The organism is Streptomyces sp. NPDC086023 (assembly GCF_044540325.1).
Classification (GTDB): Bacteria; Actinomycetota; Actinomycetes; order Streptomycetales; family Streptomycetaceae; genus Streptomyces.
Window position 1 is genome coordinate 16,489 of sequence record NZ_JBITRX010000028.1, and the last position, 17,338, is coordinate 33,826.

The following is a 17,338-nucleotide window of genomic DNA, read 5'->3' on the forward strand; positions in this document are numbered from 1 at the left end:
TGACGTCAGCCCTCCTTCTGCTTCAGGACGTCGGCGAGGCTCGGCGCCTCCCGGTCCCGCCGGGACATCGAGGCGGCCGGCAGCGGCCACGGAATGGCCAGCTCCGGGTCGTCGAAGGCGATGGTCACGTCCTCGGCCGGGTCGTGCGGGCGGTCGATCCGGTACGAGGTGTCGGCGGTCTCGGTGAGCGCCTGGAAGCCGTGCGCGCACCCGGCCGGGATGTACACGGTCGCCTGCGTCTCGCCGGACAGCTCGAAGCAGGCCCGGCCGAGGTAGGTCGGCGAGTCCGGCCGCAGGTCCACGACGACGTCGAAGATCCTTCCGTACGAGCACCGCACCAGCTTGGCCTCGCCGGCGCCGGAGCGCAGGTGCAGCCCGCGCAGCACGCCGCGGACCGAGCGGGACACGCTGTCCTGGACGAAGGCGCCCGGGTCGAGGCCCACCGAGCGGACCACGTCGGCGTCGAACGTACGGCAGAAGAAGCCGCGTTCGTCGGCGTACGGCGTCGGCTCGAACAGGAACGCGCCGGCCACCTCCGGCACTTCGGTCACCTTCAAGACTTCTCCTCCAGGGCCTGGGCCCGGTCGGTCGGGGGGAACAGCGCCTTCGTCAAGGCGTCGAACTGGAGCCGGAGTTGCCGTGCCATGTCCTCGTTCCGCTCGGCCAGGACCCGGCGCAGCCCGGCCGACCGCTCCTCCAGCTCCCGGAACTGCCCGAGCAGCCGCCCGGCGTCGACCTCGCGCGCCGGATGGCAGTACGCGCCCAGGCCCATCCGCTCCATGAGCGCGTCGCTCTTGGCCGCGTAGCTCACCGCGAGCACCGGGGTGCCGGTCTTCAGTGCGCAGACGAGGTTGTGGTACCGGGCCGCCACCACGGTGTCGGCGGCGGCCGTCTCTTTCATCAGGTCGGCCAGGGAGGCCGTCCCGGCGGCGGTGACCAGCGGCGAGTCCACCGCGTCCAGGATCGCGGCGACCACCGACGCGTCGCACTCGTCGCCCGTGAGGAGCCGGACCGGCCGGCCCTCCTCGACCAGCGCGCGGACGAAACCGACGGTGCCGTCGAGGTAGCGCCGGTGGATCTCCCCGGCCCGCGAGCGGTCGTCGTTGCCGCCGTGGAAGTCCATCACGCCCACGCAGACCGTGCCGGGCGTGCCGGAGGGCGCCTCGGACCGCGGCGCCGGCAGGGCGAACGCGAGGTCCGGGTAGACCCGGTCGCCCGCCGTGTCCACGCCCATCGCCCGCATCGCGTCGCGGGACTGCTCGTCCCGGTACGACCGGTACGCGGCCAGCCGCGCCGACCAGCGCACCAGCGCCCGCGTGGGCCGGCTGCCGATCTCCGCGGCGCCCACGCTGACCAGCGCGACCCGGGTGCCCAGCAGCCGGCCGCTCGCGCAGAGCAGGAACAGCGCGTACGGGAAGCCCCACGGCCGCAGCGGCAGCGTCGCCTCCAGCACGCCCATGCCCGGCACGATCACCACGTCGTGCCGCCGCACCCAGGCCGCGGTGCGGAACGCGTCGACGACCTTGCCCAGGCCCTTCGCCGCGACGGCGCCCGCCCGCGACGCGGTCCGGTACTCCCCGCGGTTCCAGTGCAGCCGCGTCGCCGGGATCCCGAACCGGGCCGCGACCGCCTCGGGCCCGCCGCACAGCGCGTCCACGACCGCGTGCGGGTGCTCGGCGCGCAGGTACCCGAGTACGGCCTCCAGCGAGCCGTCGTTGCCGAGGTTCCCGGACCCGAGCAGCCCGAACACCCCCACCCGCACCGGCGTACCGCCCGCGGACGGCACGCCCGTGGACGCGGGGCCGGCAGACGGCACGCCCCCGGACGCCGGGCCGGCGGACGTCACCCCCGCCTCCCTTCGCGCCCGGCGACCAGGTCGTCGACGGACACGGTGAGCAGGGCCGGGTCCACCGGGGCGCGGTCCTCGACCCGCTCGCCGGCACCCGGCCGGGCCCGGCTGGCCATCCACGCGGCCAGGTGGCGGTAGCAGGCGCGCCGGTCGGCGGCGGACAGCGGCGCCCGCCGGATCGCCGCGACGAAGCCCCAGACGTACTCGGCCAGCAGCCGCGGCGTCGGGTGCAGCGGCCCCGCCCGGCGCGGGTCCAGGTTGACGCAGCGCGAGCGCTTCGACGGGTTGGCCCGCTCGGCGCGGGTGGGGTGGTCGCGGCGGAAGTACAGCAGTTCCGGCACCTGGTGGAAGGGCCCGTGCAGCCCGATCTCGGTGACGAAGGTGCGGTCCGCGTGGTGGTAGCTGTCGTGCGGCTTCACCCGGCGCAGCACGTCGGCCCGCATCACCCCGTAGAAGTCGTCGCCCCCGGGCTCGAAGAGCATGCTGCGGAAGCGCTCCGGGGCGGACGGGGAGGCGGTGGCCAGCGTGTACGGGTACGGCACCTTCACCTGGCCGCGCTCGTCGATGACCGCCTGGTCGGCGTGGGCGAGGATCACCTCGGGCCGCTCGTCCAGCGCCTCCACGCACCGCTCCAGCAGGGTGCGCGCGTACAGGTCGTCGTGCGAGGCCCACTTGAACAGCTCGCCGCGGCACTGGGTGAAGACGTGGTTGTGGTTCGGCGCGGCGCCGATGTTCCGGGGCAGCCGCAGGTACCGGATGCGGGAGTCCTTCTCGGCGTACCGGCGGCAGATGTCCTGGGTCCCGTCGGTCGAGGCGTTGTCGGAGACGACCAGCTCGAAGTCCTCGTAGGTCTGCCCGAGCAGGGCGTCGAGCGACTCGGCGAGGTACTCCTCGCCGTTGTACACGGGCAGGCCGATGCTCAGCCTGGGTTGCGCGGTCATGTGGTCCTCACTTCGGGAACGGGGTGGTGATGGCGCTCGCGCAGGGCGGCCCGCAGCTGGAGCCACCACACGGCCGAGCCGCCGAGGGTCGCGGCGGCGACGCCCCAGGCCGAGCCGGCCGTGCCGGCGGCCGCCGCCCCGCCGAGGCCGCCGGCGACGTAGCAGGCGGAGGCGAAGAGCTGGCAGCGCAGGCTGCGCCGGGCCGCGCCGAGCGCGCGCAGCCCGGCCGCCGCGCCGGTGCCGAGTCCGGCGCCCGCGACGCCGAGGGTGACCGGCACGACGAGCTGGGAGGCGGAGTGCCAGACGCCGCCCAGCACGAACGCGCCGGCCCGGTCCGGTACGAGCAGCAGCGCCCCGCCCCAGAGCAGCGCGCCGACGGCCTGCCCGCCGCCCAGCAGGAGGCAGAACGCACCGAGGCGGTGCGGGGCCCGCCGCAGCACCCGCGCCGCCTCCGGGACGGTGACCAGCGAGAGGCCCATCAGCACGGCCAGGAACGGGCCGAGCAGGAGTTCGGCGCCCCGGACCGCGCCCACCGCGCCGACCCCGGCGATCGCACCGAGCCCGTACGCCCGCAGCTGGCTCGCCCCGCCGAGGCTGACGTTCTCGACCAGGTACCGGTAGCCGAGGTCGCGCTGCTCGCGCAGCCAGGTGCGCGCCCCGGACGGCCGGGGCCTGATACCGGACTGGACGCAGCCGTAACCGGCCGCCACCGCGGCGGAGGCGCCCCAGGCCAGCACGAAGGCTGCCACGCTGCCGACGCCGGCCGCCAGGATCATGGCCGGGACGAGGGCGACGCCCCACACCACGTCGTTGGCGAACGCCTTCCGCCCGGCGCCCGCGGCGAAGAACGAGAACCGCCAGGCGTCCTGGAGCAGCAGCCCCGGCAGCGTGACGGCGAGGCAGGCGAACGCCGTGCCCACCTCGCCGCCGAGACCGAGCCCGGCCGCCAGGCAGGCCGCCCCGATCACCGTGCCCACGCCGAGCGCGGTGCCCGTCGACCGGGCCACCGCCCCGCGCCAGGACGCCTCGGGCACGCCGCTGAAGCGCACCACGAGCGGATCGGTGGCCAGCCCGCGGGACACGTTGAGCACCACGCCGTAGGTCACCCAGGCGAGGCTGAACACGCCGAACGCGGACAGCCCCAGCGAGCGGGCCACGTACAGGCCCACCACGAAGTTGCTCATGCTGGAGGCCGCCTGGTCGGCCAGCCCCCAGGACAGCCGGCCGGCCAGCGCCCGTCCCGCGGACCCGGCCCGTGTCCGGCTGCCCTCCCTCTTCCCCTCGGTGGTCATCGGCGTCATTCCTTGAGCAGTCCGGCGCCGTGCAGGGCGGCGGCCGCGGCGGCCACGGTGTCGAAGGGCAGCCCGGACCGCTCGGCGACGTCCAGCAGGCTGTGCCCGCCGTCGGAGAGGCTGAGCACCCAGAGCATGGCCAGCTGGGCCTGCTTGGCGTCGCTGCGCCCGCCGAGGGATTCGTACAACCCCCGTTTGCCCAGCTGGGGTTCGCCGTACGGACTCAGGTTGACGTACCGCCGGTTGCGGTCCAGCACGGCGAACGCCTCGCGGCAGAGCGCGAGGGTGTCCGCCATCGCCTCCGGGGTGACGAAGTCCGGGTTGTCGGCCGAGGTGTGGTACTCGGGGTAGCCGGCGTACGGGGTGCGGCTGAGGGAGCCCACGCCGAGGTCGAACCCGGGCGAGCAGAACTGCCGCTCGTCGTACCCGTACGGGGTGAACTCCCGGATCTCGTGGGGGCGTCCGGACGCGGCGAGCACGTGCCGCAGCACCCGGTCGATCTCGGCGTCGCCGCGCCTGCTCTGCTTGTACGTCAGCTGCCCCCGGTCGCCCGCGCAGGCCAGCACCAGCCCGTGCCGGACCCGGTCGATCCGCTCCGCGTTCCGCGCCAGCCAGGTGATCGCCCCGATGGTGCCGGGCGCGAACAGGAACCGGTAGGTGTGGTACGGGTTCTCCGTCGCCAGCGCCCGCGCCAGCTGCACCGCCACCGCGATCCCCGCCAGGTTGTCGTTGGCCAGCGACGGGTGGCACACGTGGCAGGACACGATCACCTCGTCGGGGACCCGCCCGGGCACCACGTGCTCGGCGTACGTGAGGTGCCCGTCCTCCAGCGTGGAGTCGATGCGCACCTCGTAGTCGCCCTCGGGCAGCGCGTCCAGCGTCTCCTGGGCCAGACAGAACCCCCACTCCGGCGTGTAGTAGCTGGTGCGGTACGGCACCCAGGACGGCTGGTCCGGCAGCGTGTGCAGGTGCCCCCGCAGCTCGGACAGCGGCATGGTCGCCGACACCGGCACGCTGTAGCCGAGCACGTGCAGGCTGGAGGCGGCGAAGTCGACCACCCGGTTGCCCGCGGCGTCGGCCACGTACGCGTCCCGGATGTTCCACTCCTGCGGCACCGTCCAGTCGAGCACCTGCGTCCCGGTCGGCACCTCGTGCACCTCCAGCGGGAGGTACTCGCCGACGACCTCCAGGGTGGCGCGCACCCCGTCGCCGGTGATGCTCCGGCACAGCGGGTACAGCCGCCGCACCAGCGCGTGCATCTCCTCGCCGACCTCGGTCACCGGCTCCACCGCAGGGTGCCGTCGACCGCGCCGGCGCCGGAGGCCGCGCGCAGCACGGCGAGGCGGGTGAAGCGCTGCTCGAACGCCTCCCGGGTCATCCCGTGCTCCCGGTAGGCGTCGGCGAGTTCCCGCGCGCCCCGCTCCACCGACCAGGCGCAGTCGAAGCCGGGCAGCGCGTCGCGGAACCGGGAGAAGTCCACCCGGTACGAGCGCGGATCGGCCCCGTTCTCCCCGGTGATCACCACCTTCGCGCCGTCCACCGCCTGCGCGACCTGCTCGGCGATCTCGGCGACCGTGACGTTGTTGGCCTCGCTGCCGATGTTGAACGCCCGGTCGTGCACCGCCTCGCGCGGCGCGGTCAGCGCGGCCGTGAAGGCCTGGGCGATGTCGGCGGCGTGCACCAGCGGGCGCCACGGGGTGCCGTCGGACAGCACCAGCACCTCGCCGGAGAGCAGGGCGTGGCCGACCAGGTTGTTCAGCACGATGTCGGCGCGCAGCCGGGGCGAGAAGCCGAAGGCGGTGGCGTTGCGCATGTACACCGGGCTGAAGTCGCCGTCGGCCAGTTCGTGCAGGTCGTCCTCTACCCGCACCTTGGACTCGGCGTACGGCGTCACCGGGCGCAGCGGGGCGTCCTCGGTCACCAGGGCGTCCCCGCCGGCGGCGCCGTAGACCGAGCAGGTGGAGGCGTACAGGAAGCGCCGCACGCCGGCCTCGCGGGCCAGCCGGGCCAGCCGTACGGAGGCGTGGTGGTTGATGTCGTAGGTGAGCTCGGGCGCCAGCGACCCCAGCGGGTCGTTGGAGAGCGCGGCCAGGTGGATCACGGCGTCCACCCCGGCCACGTGCTCGGCCGTGACGTCCCGCAGGTCCACCCGGTGCCCGGCCGGGTCCGCCGGCCGGGGGCCGAGCAGGCAGTCGGCGAACAGGCCGGAGTCGAGGCCGACCACCTCGTGCCCGGCGGCCGCGAGGACCGGGGCCATCACGGTGCCCAGGTAGCCCTGGTGTCCGGTCAGCAGTACGCGCAAGGTTCATTCCCCCAGGTCGAGAGTGAGTTTGGTGACGTCGAACGCCTCGGCGTAGCGGGCGTGGCATTCGATGCCGCGGATCCGGGCCAGACCGAGGAAGGCCTCGCGGTCGTACCAGGGCCGGTGCCGCTGCGAGGGGTAGTGCTCCTGGAGCAGCCGTACCTTCCGTTCGGCGGTCTCCGGCAGCAGGGGCTGGTACGCGGACGGACGGCCCAGGTCGCCGTCCCACTTGACGATCTCGTAGCCGAGGACGAGGTGGTCGCGGAAGGCGGTGGGCAGCAGCCGCGCCAGCCCCCGGTGGTCCTGGTGCGCGTCGTCGGTGCGCGGGGCGAGGACCAGGTCGGGCTCGGTCCGCGCGCGCAGTTCCTCGACCGCGGACTTGGCCTCCTCCCAGTACGCGGGGAGCCGGCCGTCCGGCAGTTTCAGCACGGTCAGCCGCAGGTCGGCGCCCGGGCAGAAGGCGGTGAGCGCGGCCCGCTCCTCCGCCTCCCGCTCGGTGCCGCCGCCGGACAGCACCAGTGCGTCGACCCGGATGCCCGGCCGCGCCAGGCACGTCGTCAGCAGTGTCCCGCCGGCCCCGATGGCGATGTCGTCGCAGTGCGCCCCCACCGCGACGAGCCGGTCCAGGCGGCGGGTCCCGAGCCGGATCACGCCGTCCTCACGGCGGAGCCGCCCCGGCTCGCGGGCACGCGGGCGCCCGCGCCGCCGTCCCGCTCCCACACGGCCCACGGGCGGTCGCCCTGGGCGTAGGAGGCGTCGAGCGCGGCCCGCTCCTTCACGGTGTCGGTCGGTTTCCAGAAGCCGCGGTGCCGGTGCGCCACCAGCCGGCCCTGCTTGGCCAGCCCCGCGCAGCCGTCGGCGACCAGGTCCCCGCCCTCGGGTATGTGGTCGAAGACCTCCTGGCGGAGCACGAAGTAGCCGCCGTTCTCCCACAGCGGCATGTCGCTCACCGCCGTGATGCCCCCGACCAGGCCGTCCTCGGCCAGGTCCACGCAGTGGAAGGACTGCTGCGGCGGCACCACCATCATCGACGCGCCTGCGTCGCGCCGGGAGAACCGGTCGATCATCTCCGGCAGCGGGGCGTCGGTGAGCACGTCGGCGTAGTTGGCGAGGAACATCTCGTCGCCGTCCAGGTGGTGCCGTACCCGGCGCAGCCGCTCCCCGATGGGCGACTCGATGCCGGTCTGCGCGAAGGTGATCGTCCAGTCGGCTATGTCCGTGGACAGTAATTCGGTGCGCCCGCCGCGCAGGACGAAGTCGTTGGACGTCGTCTCCTCGTAGTTGAGGAAGAAGTCCTTGATGTGGTGGGCCCCGTAGCCGAGGCACAGGATGAACTCCCGGTGCCCGAAGTGCGCGTAGTAGCGCATGACGTGCCAGATCAGCGGCCGGGGACCGACCATCGCCATCGGCTTGGGCACGTCGTCGGCGGTTCCGTTGCGCATCCGCATCCCGTAACCGCCGCAGAACAGAACGACCTTCACGACTTCACCTCGACGATGCTCAGTTCCGGGATGGGGAAGACCAGGCGGCCGCCCCACTCGTGCACGAACGCCAGCTGCTCGGCCAGCTCGGTCCGCAGGTTCCAGGGCAGGACGAGCACCCAGTCGGGCCGGTCGGCGGCGATCTGCTCGGGCGGCAGGATCGGGATGCGGGTGCCCGGGGTGAACCGGCCGTGCTTGTACGGGTTGCGGTCGACCGTGTAACGGAGCAGGTCGGGCCGGATGCCGCAGTGGTTGAGCAGGGTGTTGCCCTTGCCCGGGGCGCCGTAGCCGACGACCGTCTCGCCGCGGTCGGCCGCCTCGATCAGGAACCGCAGCAGGTCCCGGCGCACCTTGGCGATCCGGGCGGAGAACTCGGTGTACCCGGACAGCTCCTGGAGCCCGGCGGCCTTCTCCCGGGCCAGTACGTCGGCCACCCGGCGGCTCGGCTCGGCGGCCGCCCCGGCGGGCCGGGCCCAGAGCCGGATGGAGCCGCCGTGCGTCGGCAGCAGTTCGACGTCCACCAGCGTGAGCCCGCCACTTGCCAGCGCCCGGGCCGCGGACGCGACCGTGTAGTACTGGAAGTGCTCGTGGTAGATCGTGTCGTACTGGTTCTCCTCGATCAGGGTCAGCAGGTGCTGCACCTCGATCGAGACCCAGCCGTCGTCGGCGACCAGGGCGCGCAGGCCCTGGGTGAACCCGACCACGTCGGGGATGTGCGCGTACACGTTGTTGGCCACGACCAGGTCCGCCGGGCCGTGCTCCGCGCGGACGCCCGCGCCGGTGGCCGGATCCAGGAACTCCGTCAGCGTGGGCACGCCCGCCTCCCGTGCCGCGGCGCCGACGTTCACCGACGGCTCGATGCCCAGGCAGCGGATCCCCCGCTCCGCCACGTGCCGCAGCAGGTACCCGTCGTTGCTCGCGACCTCGACCACGAACGCGTCGGGGCCGAGCCCCAGCCGGGCCACCGCGTCGCCGACGAACGTGCGCGCGTGCTCCACCCACGAGGTCGAGTACGAGGAGAAGTACGCGTACTCCTTGAACGTCTCCTCCGGCGTGATCAGCGGGGGGATCTGCGCGAGCCAGCAGTCGGTGCAGACCCGCAGGTGCAGCGGGTACGCGGGCTCCGGCAGGTCCAGTTGGTCCGCGGCGAGGAAGCTCTCGCACGGCGGCGTCGCGCCCAGGTCGGCGACGCTCGCGAGCTTCGCCGAGCCGCAGAGCCGGCACTGTGTCATTTCTCCTGCCCCCATCCCTGCCCGCGTGCGGAGTCCCGCAGCGGGCCAGCGTTTCCGTTCCTTGCCGACGGCGGTTCCGCCCCGCCGCCGGGCCGCCCCGCGATCGCGGCGCGGTACCCCTCCATCAGGCGCTCAAGCCCGACCTCCGGGCTGAACCCCAGCTCGTAACGGCGCCGGGCCGCCCGCCCCATCTCCCGGTTGCGGCCCGGCTCCGCCGTGATCCGGCGGATGCAGGACACCAGCGAGGCGGCGTCGCCCGGCCGGTGCAGCAGCCCGGTCACCCCGTCCTCGACCACCTCGGTGAAGCCGCCGTGGCCCGCGGCGACGGCCGGCACCCCGGCCGCCATGGCCTCCGCGGCCACCAGGCCGAACGTCTCCCTGGCCACCGAGGGCGCCACCACGGCGACGGACCGCGCGACCTCCTCCCGGCAGCGCTCGGGGGAGTGGAGGCCGGCGTACCGCACGTCGTCCCGGCCCTCCGCCCAGGCGGCCACCTCCGCCTCCAGCGGGCCCGCCCCGGCGAGGACGAGCGGCACGCCCACCCCGCCGCCCGCCGCGATCTCGTCCCACGCCTCCATGAGCAGCCGTATCCCCTTCGCCTCCGCCATCCGGCCCAGGAACAGCAGGTGCTGCCCGGGGCCGGTCCGGCGCACGCCCGGGTCGGGCACGAAGTTGTGCTTCACCGACAGCCGCCCGGACGGCATGCCGGACCGCACCAGGACGTCCCGCTGCGCCGCCGAGATGCAGAAGAACCGCTCCACCCCCGACCACCACCGCCGCCGGTTGACCGCCAGGCTGACCGCGAGCGGCACCGTCGCGAGCCGGGATCCCCGGTAGCAGCCGTGCCGGACCGCGGGCAGCGAGGCGACGGTCCCGACGCACGCGTCGCACGGCAGACCGTTGCGGTGCAGCGTGCCGGGCGCGCACACCTGGGTGTAGTTGTGCAGCGTGGCCACCACGGGCACGCCGGCGTCGGCGCAGGCGGCCACGACCGAGGGCGACAGCAGCGGGAAGACGTTGTGGAGGTGCACCACGTCCGGCCGCTCGGCGCGGAGCCGGGCGGCGAGCTCCGTACGCACCGCCGGGTTCCACGGCACCAGGAGCGGCACCGCGGCCTTGGCCAGGAGCGACCGGGCGGCGATGTCGTCGCTGCGCCGCTCGAACAGCCCGACCCGGTGGCCGGCCGCGCGCAGCAGCGCCACCTCCTCGTCGACGACCCTGTTCTCCCCGCTCGGCTGCGTGGTGTTGTAGCGGTTGTGCACCACGACGACGTGCATGCTCAGACCACCTCCGGATTCGGGGCCCGGCGCGGCACGGGCGGTCGGGGGAGCGCGGGCTCCGGGAGCGGAGCGGCCGCGTCGGGCAGCGCGAGCAGCGAGGCCGCCAGGGCCAGGTGCAGCAGGTACGGCGAGGCGTCGCCGAGACCGGCCTCGGTGTACGAGGAGATGGCGACGTAACTGATCAGGAAGATCGCGCCGGCCCTGGGCAGCGAGGGCGGCCGCAGCAGCGCGACCGACCCGAGCACGAGGAAGACCCCGGCCACGATGCCGACGCCGACCAGGCCCTGCTCGTTGTAGACGGCCAGCCAGCTGTTGTCGATCGGCAGCCCGCCGAACGACTTGTCGCCCAGGCCGACGCCGAACAGCTCCTGCGTCGTCGTCCGCGGCGCCGCCAGCAGCGCGTCCCAGACCTTGGCCCGGCCGGTCAGGTTGGAGAAGTTCTCCTGGCTCTGGCCGCGCAGGAACCAGGTGCGCAGCGCGGAGCTGAACGCCACCGCCGCCACCGTGGCGCACACCACCGCCCAGGCGAAGAACCGGCGGGCGGCCCCGCTGGTCAGGATGAGCGACCCGATCGCCAGCACCAGCCCGATGATCATGCCGAGCGTGGCCGTCCGGGTGTGCGTCATCGCGAGCAGCACCAGCGACGGCACGATGACCAGCGCCGCGCTGCGCCCGGTGGTCCGCCCGCTCAGCAGCAGCAGCACCGTGAGCCCGATGATCACTGCGGCGTACTGCCCGATCTGCGGCGGGGTCAGCGGCCACAGCGCGCCGACCAGGCGTCCGCCGTAGTACTCCGGCATGGCCGTGCCCGGCGACACGGCCAGCCCCGCGGCCACCAGCACGAGCACCGCGAAGTACATGCGGATGTGGTACCTGACGAACGTCAGGCCCCCGTCCCACCAGCGGCTGACCAGCCACAGCGTGCCGACGAACAGCGCGAGCCGGGTGCAGCGGAACAGCGCGCCGTACCCCACGGCCAGGTTCACGCTGGAGATCACGCTGGGCACGAGCAGCAGGGTGAGCAGGAAGACGAAGGCACTGGGCCGGACGCGCAGCCGGAAGTTCAGCACGAGCGCCAGCGCGAACGCGACGCCCAAGGCGCCCATGGTGACGAGCTGGATCAGGGAGCGCGGCAGCGCGACGACGGTCTTCGCGCCCGCGGACCCCAGCGTGTTCAGGGCCAGCAGCGCCCAGACGACCCCGACGCCCCTCGGAGGCAGGTCCCGGTCCATCTCAACCACCGGCCCGGGGCTGGAAGGTGCTGCCCGGGTCCTGCTGGTACGGGGTGCCCTGCCACTGCGCGGGGTCCAGCACCCGGCCCGGGTCACGGGCGACGAAGTTCCAGGTGCCCAGGTACACGTTGTCGTGCCAGCGGTTCTGCTGCCGGCCCGTGATCGCCTCGGCCACCCGGTCGCCCTTGTACGGGGACCAGTCCGGATAGGTGCCGTAGTTGGCGAGCACCGCCATCAGACCGCACCGCCCCGTGCACGCGAGGACGGAGGGACGGAGCACGAACCGGTTGTGGTGGATGTCCACCCGCTGGGTCTTCCACCGGCAGTCGTCCCGCAGCGGCGCGGTGGCGATCGCCGGCCGGGCGCAGCGTGCGGTGTCCTTCACCAGCAGCGTGCAGTAGCCGGCGGACGTGTTGGCCGGGCTGTTGCAGAACCGGTCGGCGTTCTCCCACAGCGTGATCCCGTTCCAGTTGTCCTCCAGCACGTTGTGGTGGATCTCCAGCCGGTCCGTGCGGGCCGGGATCCGCGGCTCGCCGCCCGACTCGGACACGTACAGGGCCGCGTACGGGAAGTCGTCGCCGGTGCCGGCGTACCTGCGGCCGTCGACCCAGTTGTTCCGCCGCATCGTGTTGTGCCGGATGACCGCGTTGTAGCTGGTCTCGTACATCAGGGCGGGACCGTCGTTGGCGTCGAGGACGTTGTTCTCGATGCGGAAGTCGTTGTTGTTGTTGTCCGCCCACAGACCGGCCCCGCGGTTGTCGTGCACCCAGTTGCCGCGCACGTCCGCGCCGTTGACGGCCCAGAACTTGATGCCTCCGGTGCAGCCGCAGCCCGGCCGCTGCCGCTCCCAGTCGTCGGTGTTGTTGCCGACGACCTCGTTGCCCTCGACGACCAGACCGCGGATGGAGTCACCGGTCTTGTACGCGTTCATCCCGTACTGGCCGTTCTCCCGCAGGCAGTTCGCGCGGACCTGCTGCCGCGCGCCGGCCATCAGCCCGGCGCCGGAGTTGTGCTGGATCGTGGAGTGCTCGATCACCCAGCCGTCGGCCATGTCGTGGTTGACCACGCCCTCGTTGTTCGGCGCGACGAACCCCTGGACGGTCAGGTGCCGGACGGAGACGCCCGTGCCGGTGCCGCCGAACGCGTAGTTGTTGGTCTTCCGGCCGTCGAGCACCGCGCCCGGCGCGCCCAGGTAGCTGTCCCCCTCCTTGGGAAGGACCTGCGCGTAGCGGTGCGGTTCGAGGGTGTGGGTCCCCGGCGCGAGCCAGAACGTCGTGTGCGGGGGACTGTTCCTGGTCTTCGCGGCCAGGTCACCGACCACCGCCGGGTCGACCGTCACCGCGCCCGCCGGGGCCGTCCTCGGCCCGGTCGGGGGAGCGTCGCAGACCCGGGCCAGGGGCGCGACGGGCGCCCCCGTCGCGGCCGGCCGCCCGGCCCGCGCCGTCAGGGCCGCGTCCGAGGTGCCCGTACAGCCGGCCGCTGCCACCAGGGCCAGCAGCAGCGGGGCCGCCGCCCACGCCCGGTGCCGCCTCCCTGACCCCACGCTTCCGGCGCGGTCCACACGACACCCCCTAGCCACGGAACCTGAGCACGGTGGTGAACCCGCCCGACGGCACGGCGCCTCCGGTGGAACCGGTGCCGAGCAGCGTGGTGGCGGGCTCCTTGCGGCCGAAGCCGGCGGAGTACCAGCCCAGCGGAGGGCCGCTCTCCCCGCGGTGCGCCCGCCAGGACAGCTGCTCCGGCAGGTCGAGCACGGCGGAGCGGTCCTCGCCGTCCCGGGTCCAGGTGAGCAGCGCCCGGCTGCCCGTCAGCTCCGCGGTGACCTCCGGGCCGAGGTGGAACGCCAGGCGCACCGCCCGGCGCGGGCCGCGCACCTCGTCCACCACGCGCAGCTCCCGCAGCGCGGCCGACAGCTCCACCCGGCGCCGGTGCACGGAGGGCCGGTAGCCGTCGTGCTCGGCGGACCAGCGGGACACGCCCCCGCCGGACGCGTCCGCCACCAGGACGCGGCTGCGGGCGTGCCGGGTCCACAGGAACGGGCCGCCGGAGACGGACTGGTCGACGCCGTCCAGCTCCAGCGTGTTGTGGCCGACCGTCGACCGGAAGTACCGCCGCCACTCGGGCTGCCCGTGGTAGCAGTACGTCCCCGGGTCGGCGAGTACGTCGACCCCGTCGTGCCGCACCTCCAGGGACAGGGCGTCCGCGTGGGCGTGCGCGGCGATGGACAGGAACCCGTGCGGGCCCCCGTCGCAGCGGCACCAGATCTCCCCCGGGCCGCGCAGGACGGTCAGCCCCGCGTCGGCGAAGTGGGCCGGCCGGCGCTCCGGGCGGGCCACGGCCGGGGCACCCGGCCGCAGCAGGGCGGCCAGCAGCGGCGTGCGCACATCGGTGCCGGGCACCGCGGGCCACCAGTCGAGCCGGCCGAACACCGCCTCCCCGGTCGACAGCAGCGAGCCCCAGCGGTCCGTGCCCGCGCCGTCCAGGACCAGGCCGTGCCCGTCGTCCGAATCCCCCTGGCGCGGCGGACGCAGCCGGTTGTCCACGACGGCGGCCAGCGCGTCGGTCATCCGCAGCAGCACCAGCCGGACCGGTGCGGGGACCGGCACCCCGGCGGCGTCCCCCTCCGCCACCGCGGCCAGCCCGAGCTCCAGCACCAGCCCGTGGTACTCGCAGGCCAGCTCGCGGTTGAGGCCGGAAGGGAAGGTGTTGCCGCGCAGGTGCCGCGCCAGCGACCGCAGGGCGCCGGAGCGCCAGCGCGCCGAATCGGGGAACCAGCCGAACGCGCAGGCCGCGGCGAACTGCCCGGCGGCCTCCGCGATCACGTGGTTGTTCGCCGAGGAGCCCCGGCTCGGGAAGGCGGCCAGCCAGCGCTGGTGGTGCCAGATCTGGCCCACCGCCACCGGGTTGCCCTCGAACAGGGCGGCCGCGCCGGACCACCCGCCGAGCAGCCGGCGGACCCACACCCAGGACAGCAGCCGGATGCCCAGCTCGATGCCGCTGACCCAGTGCACGCCGTGCAGCGGCGGGTTCGCCGCCCACCACGACCGCAGGTGCCCCGCCACGCGCTCCGCGTACCGCTCGTCCCCGGTGACCGCGTACGCGGCGGCGAGCACGGTGAGGTACTGGTGCCGGGACGGCTCCCAGATCTGCTTGATGTCCCCGGCCGTCTCCTCGTCGCGGTACGGCACGTCGAAGGCGTGGCCGGACGGCGCCCGGCGCCCGGTCTTCGGGTCGTACCACCAGTCCGGGTCGGCCAGGTCGTCCCGCTCCACCCCGAAGAACCCGGCGCGCCCGGCCATCAGCCGGTCCGCCTCGGCGACCAGGCGCTTCACGGCGTCCGGCGGCAGGTCGTCGAGCACCCCGGCCGGCAGCGCCGAGGTGAACCGGGCACCGGCCACCGCGGGGGCGGCCGGCACCGCCGACCGCCACTGCCGCCTGCGCACAGAGTCGACCGCCCGGCCGCCGATCTCCCGCGGCCCCATCCGGGACAGCCGCCGCAGGTACCAGCCCGCGCTCATGCTCATCGGGCGGCCGCCAGCGAGACCGGCACACCGGCGGCCAGAGCCGCCTCCACGGCGAGCGTGGCCGCCGTGGTCGCGGCCAGGGACTCCAGCGGCACCGGCATCGGCCCGCCGGTCCGCACGGCCTTCACGAACGCGGCCAGCTCGGCGGACTGGCCCTTGTCCCGGGCCTTGGGCAGCCGAGAGCTGACCCAGCGCTTCCTTCCGTACACCGAGGCGCGGACGAAGTCGTCCAGCCGGAGCACCTTGCCGTCCGCGACCAGGTCCAGCGTCTCCTTGGGGAAGCCGGGGGAGCCGGTCGTCACGTAGCCGATGGTGGCGGTGGACCCGTCCGGGTAGCGCAGCACCACCTGCAGGTCCTCGTTGCCGGCGGAGGCGACCGCGTACACCGAGACCGGGTCGGCGCCGATCAGCCAGCTCGCCGTGTCGATGAAGTGCCCGCCCTCGCCGGCGAACCGCGAGCCCTCGGTGTCCTGCCGGAGGTACCAGCTGCCGTGCCCCAGCCGGCCCGCGTTCACCAGGTAGCGCAGGCTCGCCGGACCGGTCCGGGCGCCGAACCGGGCGCCGGCCTCGCGCAGCAGCGGCGAGAACCGGCGGTTGAAGCCCACCTGGATCCTGTCGTTGCCGGACTCCTCCACCGTCGCCAGCACCCCGGCCAGCTCCGCCTCGGTGAGGGCCAGGGGCTTCTCCACGAACACCGCCTTGCCCGCGCGGAGCGCCTTGCGGGTCAGTTCGGCGTGCGAACTGTGCCGGGTCACCACGAACACCGCGTCGACGTCCGGGTCGCCGAGCACGGCGTCGAGGTCGGTGGTCGCCCCGCCGAACCCGAACTTCCGCTGCGCGTTGGCCGCGGACAGGGCCGTCGTGGTCACCACCGTGGACAGCTCGACGCCCTCGCGCCCGGCCAGGTGCGGCAGCAGCATCGAGGTCGCGTAGTTGCCCGCGCCGACGAACGCCAGCCGCACCGGCGCGTGCGCGGACCGGGCCGGCAGGGTCCGGCCGGGCGCGGCCGCCGTGGCCTCGCGGCGCACCGCGGGCACCGCCACCGACGGGGCCTCCGCCTCCCCTTCCGCCGCGTGCTCCGGGTACCGGAACAGCACGGCCACGGCCTTCAGTTCGCCGTCCTTCAGCCGCTGGTACGTCTTGACGGCGTCGTCGAAGTCGGAGACGTGCGAGATCAGCGGCTCCACGTCGACGCGGCCGCGGGCCATCAGGTCGAGGAAGCACGCCAGGTTGCGGCGCTCGGTCCAGCGGACGTAGCCGATCGGGTAGTCCCGGCCCTCCAGCTCGTACTCCGGGTCGTAGCGTCCGGGGCCGTAGCTGCGCGAGAAGCGGACGTCGAGCTCCTTCTCGTAGTACGCGTTCCAGGGCAGGTCCAGGCGGCACTTGCCGATGTCGACGACCCGGCCGCGGTCCCGGCACAGCCGGGCGGCCAGCTCGACGGGCCCGTTGCTGCCGCCGCCGGCCGCCAGGTACACCTGGTCCACGCCGTGACCGGCGGTGAGCGCGGCGACGGCCGCCTCCACCGCCGCGGACTCCGGGTCGCCGCAGGCCTCGGCGCCCAGCTCCTCGGCGAGTGCGCAGCGCGCCGGGTCGGGGTCCACCCCGACCACGCGGACCCCCGACGCGGTCAGCAGCTGCACCACCAGCTGCCCGATCAGGCCGAGGCCGATGACCAGCGCCACCTCGCCGAGCGCCGGCTCGCCCTGGCGGACGCCCTGCATCGCGATCGACCCGACGGTCCCGAAGGCCGCGTGCCGGGGCGCGAGGCCGTCCGGCACCGGCGTGTACAGGTTCCTCGGCACCCAGTTCAGCTCGGCGTGCAGCGCGTGCTCGTTCCCCGCGCAGGCCACCAGGTCGCCGGCCTTCACGTCGTCGATCCCGGCGCCGACCTGCTCGACGACCCCGCACAGCGAGTAGCCCAGCGGCGTGTACGAGTCCAGCTTGCCCATCACCTTGCGGTAGGTGGCGGGCACCCCGTTGACGGCCACGCTCTGCATGACCTTGGCCACCTGGTCCGGCCGCGAACGGGCCTTGCCCAGCATCGACATGCCGGCCTCGGACACCTTCATCAGCTCCGTACCGGTGGATATCAGCGAGTAGGCGGTGCGGACCAGCACACCGCCCGGCTTGCACCCCGGCACGGGCACGTCGAGCACCGCCAGCTCGCCGCTCTTGTAGTTCTGCACAACCTGCTTCACCCGAACT

Annotated in this window: 14 protein-coding genes; all 14 read right to left on the bottom strand. The window is 74.2% G+C overall.

Annotated features, from left to right (window positions below; genetic code table 11):
- Positions 1–5: 5 nt before the first annotated feature.
- Positions 6–557, bottom strand: coding sequence for a dTDP-4-dehydrorhamnose 3,5-epimerase family protein (locus ACIF6F_RS34055; protein ID WP_399956288.1), 552 nt, complete (start codon positions 555–557; stop codon positions 6–8).
- The gene (locus tag ACIF6F_RS34060) at positions 554–1,756 is read right to left on the bottom strand and encodes a polysaccharide pyruvyl transferase family protein (protein WP_399956471.1); all 1,203 of its coding nucleotides are present in this window, start codon (positions 1,754–1,756) and stop codon (positions 554–556) included. Before ACIF6F_RS34060 ends, ACIF6F_RS34055 begins: the two co-directional genes overlap by 4 nt.
- Positions 1,757–1,842: 86 nt before the next feature.
- Positions 1,843–2,790 (bottom strand): glycosyltransferase family 2 protein, encoded by a 948-nt coding sequence (locus tag ACIF6F_RS34065; RefSeq protein WP_399956291.1) that lies wholly within the window; start codon positions 2,788–2,790, stop codon positions 1,843–1,845.
- A complete protein-coding gene (locus ACIF6F_RS34070) occupies positions 2,787–4,091 on the bottom strand; it encodes a hypothetical protein (protein WP_399956294.1) in 1,305 nt (434 codons plus the stop codon). Before ACIF6F_RS34070 ends, ACIF6F_RS34065 begins: the two co-directional genes overlap by 4 nt.
- Entirely contained in the window at positions 4,088–5,371 is a 1,284-nt protein-coding gene (locus tag ACIF6F_RS34075) for a DUF4910 domain-containing protein (RefSeq protein ID WP_399956297.1), read from the bottom strand. The genes ACIF6F_RS34070 and ACIF6F_RS34075 overlap by 4 nt, the downstream gene beginning before the upstream one ends.
- The gene (locus ACIF6F_RS34080; protein WP_399956301.1) at positions 5,359–6,384 is read right to left on the bottom strand and encodes an NAD-dependent epimerase/dehydratase family protein; all 1,026 of its coding nucleotides are present in this window, start codon (positions 6,382–6,384) and stop codon (positions 5,359–5,361) included. Before ACIF6F_RS34080 ends, ACIF6F_RS34075 begins: the two co-directional genes overlap by 13 nt.
- Positions 6,385–6,387: 3 nt before the next feature.
- Complete coding sequence (locus ACIF6F_RS34085) at positions 6,388–7,035, bottom strand: PIG-L deacetylase family protein (RefSeq protein WP_399956304.1); 648 nt, start codon at positions 7,033–7,035, stop codon at positions 6,388–6,390.
- A complete protein-coding gene (locus ACIF6F_RS34090) occupies positions 7,032–7,865 on the bottom strand; it encodes a glucose-1-phosphate cytidylyltransferase (protein WP_399956307.1) in 834 nt (277 codons plus the stop codon). Before ACIF6F_RS34090 ends, ACIF6F_RS34085 begins: the two co-directional genes overlap by 4 nt.
- Positions 7,862–9,097: a class I SAM-dependent methyltransferase gene (locus ACIF6F_RS34095; protein ID WP_399956311.1), complete on the bottom strand. Its 1,236-nt coding sequence runs from the start codon at positions 9,095–9,097 to the stop codon at positions 7,862–7,864. Before ACIF6F_RS34095 ends, ACIF6F_RS34090 begins: the two co-directional genes overlap by 4 nt.
- Positions 9,094–10,374, bottom strand: a complete 1,281-nt coding sequence (locus ACIF6F_RS34100; RefSeq protein ID WP_399956314.1) for a glycosyltransferase — start codon at positions 10,372–10,374, stop codon at positions 9,094–9,096. The genes ACIF6F_RS34095 and ACIF6F_RS34100 overlap by 4 nt, the downstream gene beginning before the upstream one ends.
- Positions 10,375–10,376: 2 nt before the next feature.
- Complete coding sequence (locus ACIF6F_RS34105) at positions 10,377–11,609, bottom strand: O-antigen ligase domain-containing protein (RefSeq protein WP_399956474.1); 1,233 nt, start codon at positions 11,607–11,609, stop codon at positions 10,377–10,379.
- A gap of 1 nt (position 11,610) precedes the next feature.
- Positions 11,611–13,152, bottom strand: coding sequence for a right-handed parallel beta-helix repeat-containing protein (locus ACIF6F_RS34110; protein WP_399956317.1), 1,542 nt, complete (start codon positions 13,150–13,152; stop codon positions 11,611–11,613).
- 28 nt (positions 13,153–13,180) lie between these two features.
- A complete protein-coding gene (locus ACIF6F_RS34115) occupies positions 13,181–15,133 on the bottom strand; it encodes an alginate lyase family protein (RefSeq protein WP_399956320.1) in 1,953 nt (650 codons plus the stop codon).
- Positions 15,130–17,331 (bottom strand): bi-domain-containing oxidoreductase, encoded by a 2,202-nt coding sequence (locus tag ACIF6F_RS34120; protein WP_399956323.1) that lies wholly within the window; start codon positions 17,329–17,331, stop codon positions 15,130–15,132. The genes ACIF6F_RS34115 and ACIF6F_RS34120 overlap by 4 nt, the downstream gene beginning before the upstream one ends.
- Positions 17,332–17,338: the final 7 nt, after the last annotated feature.

Bases quoted from the DNA above. Each gene is read 5' to 3' on its own strand.
- ACIF6F_RS34065 (WP_399956291.1), bottom strand. From the start codon at position 2,790: ATGACCGCGCAACCCAGGCTGAGCATCGGCCTGCCCGTGTACAACGGC.
- ACIF6F_RS34070 (WP_399956294.1), bottom strand. From the start codon at position 4,091: ATGACGCCGATGACCACCGAGGGGAAGAGGGAGGGCAGCCGGACACGG.
- ACIF6F_RS34095 (WP_399956311.1), bottom strand. From the start codon at position 9,097: ATGACACAGTGCCGGCTCTGCGGCTCGGCGAAGCTCGCGAGCGTCGCC.
- ACIF6F_RS34100 (WP_399956314.1), bottom strand. From the start codon at position 10,374: ATGCACGTCGTCGTGGTGCACAACCGCTACAACACCACGCAGCCGAGC.
- ACIF6F_RS34105 (WP_399956474.1), bottom strand. From the start codon at position 11,609: ATGGACCGGGACCTGCCTCCGAGGGGCGTCGGGGTCGTCTGGGCGCTG.
- ACIF6F_RS34115 (WP_399956320.1), bottom strand. From the start codon at position 15,133: ATGAGCATGAGCGCGGGCTGGTACCTGCGGCGGCTGTCCCGGATGGGG.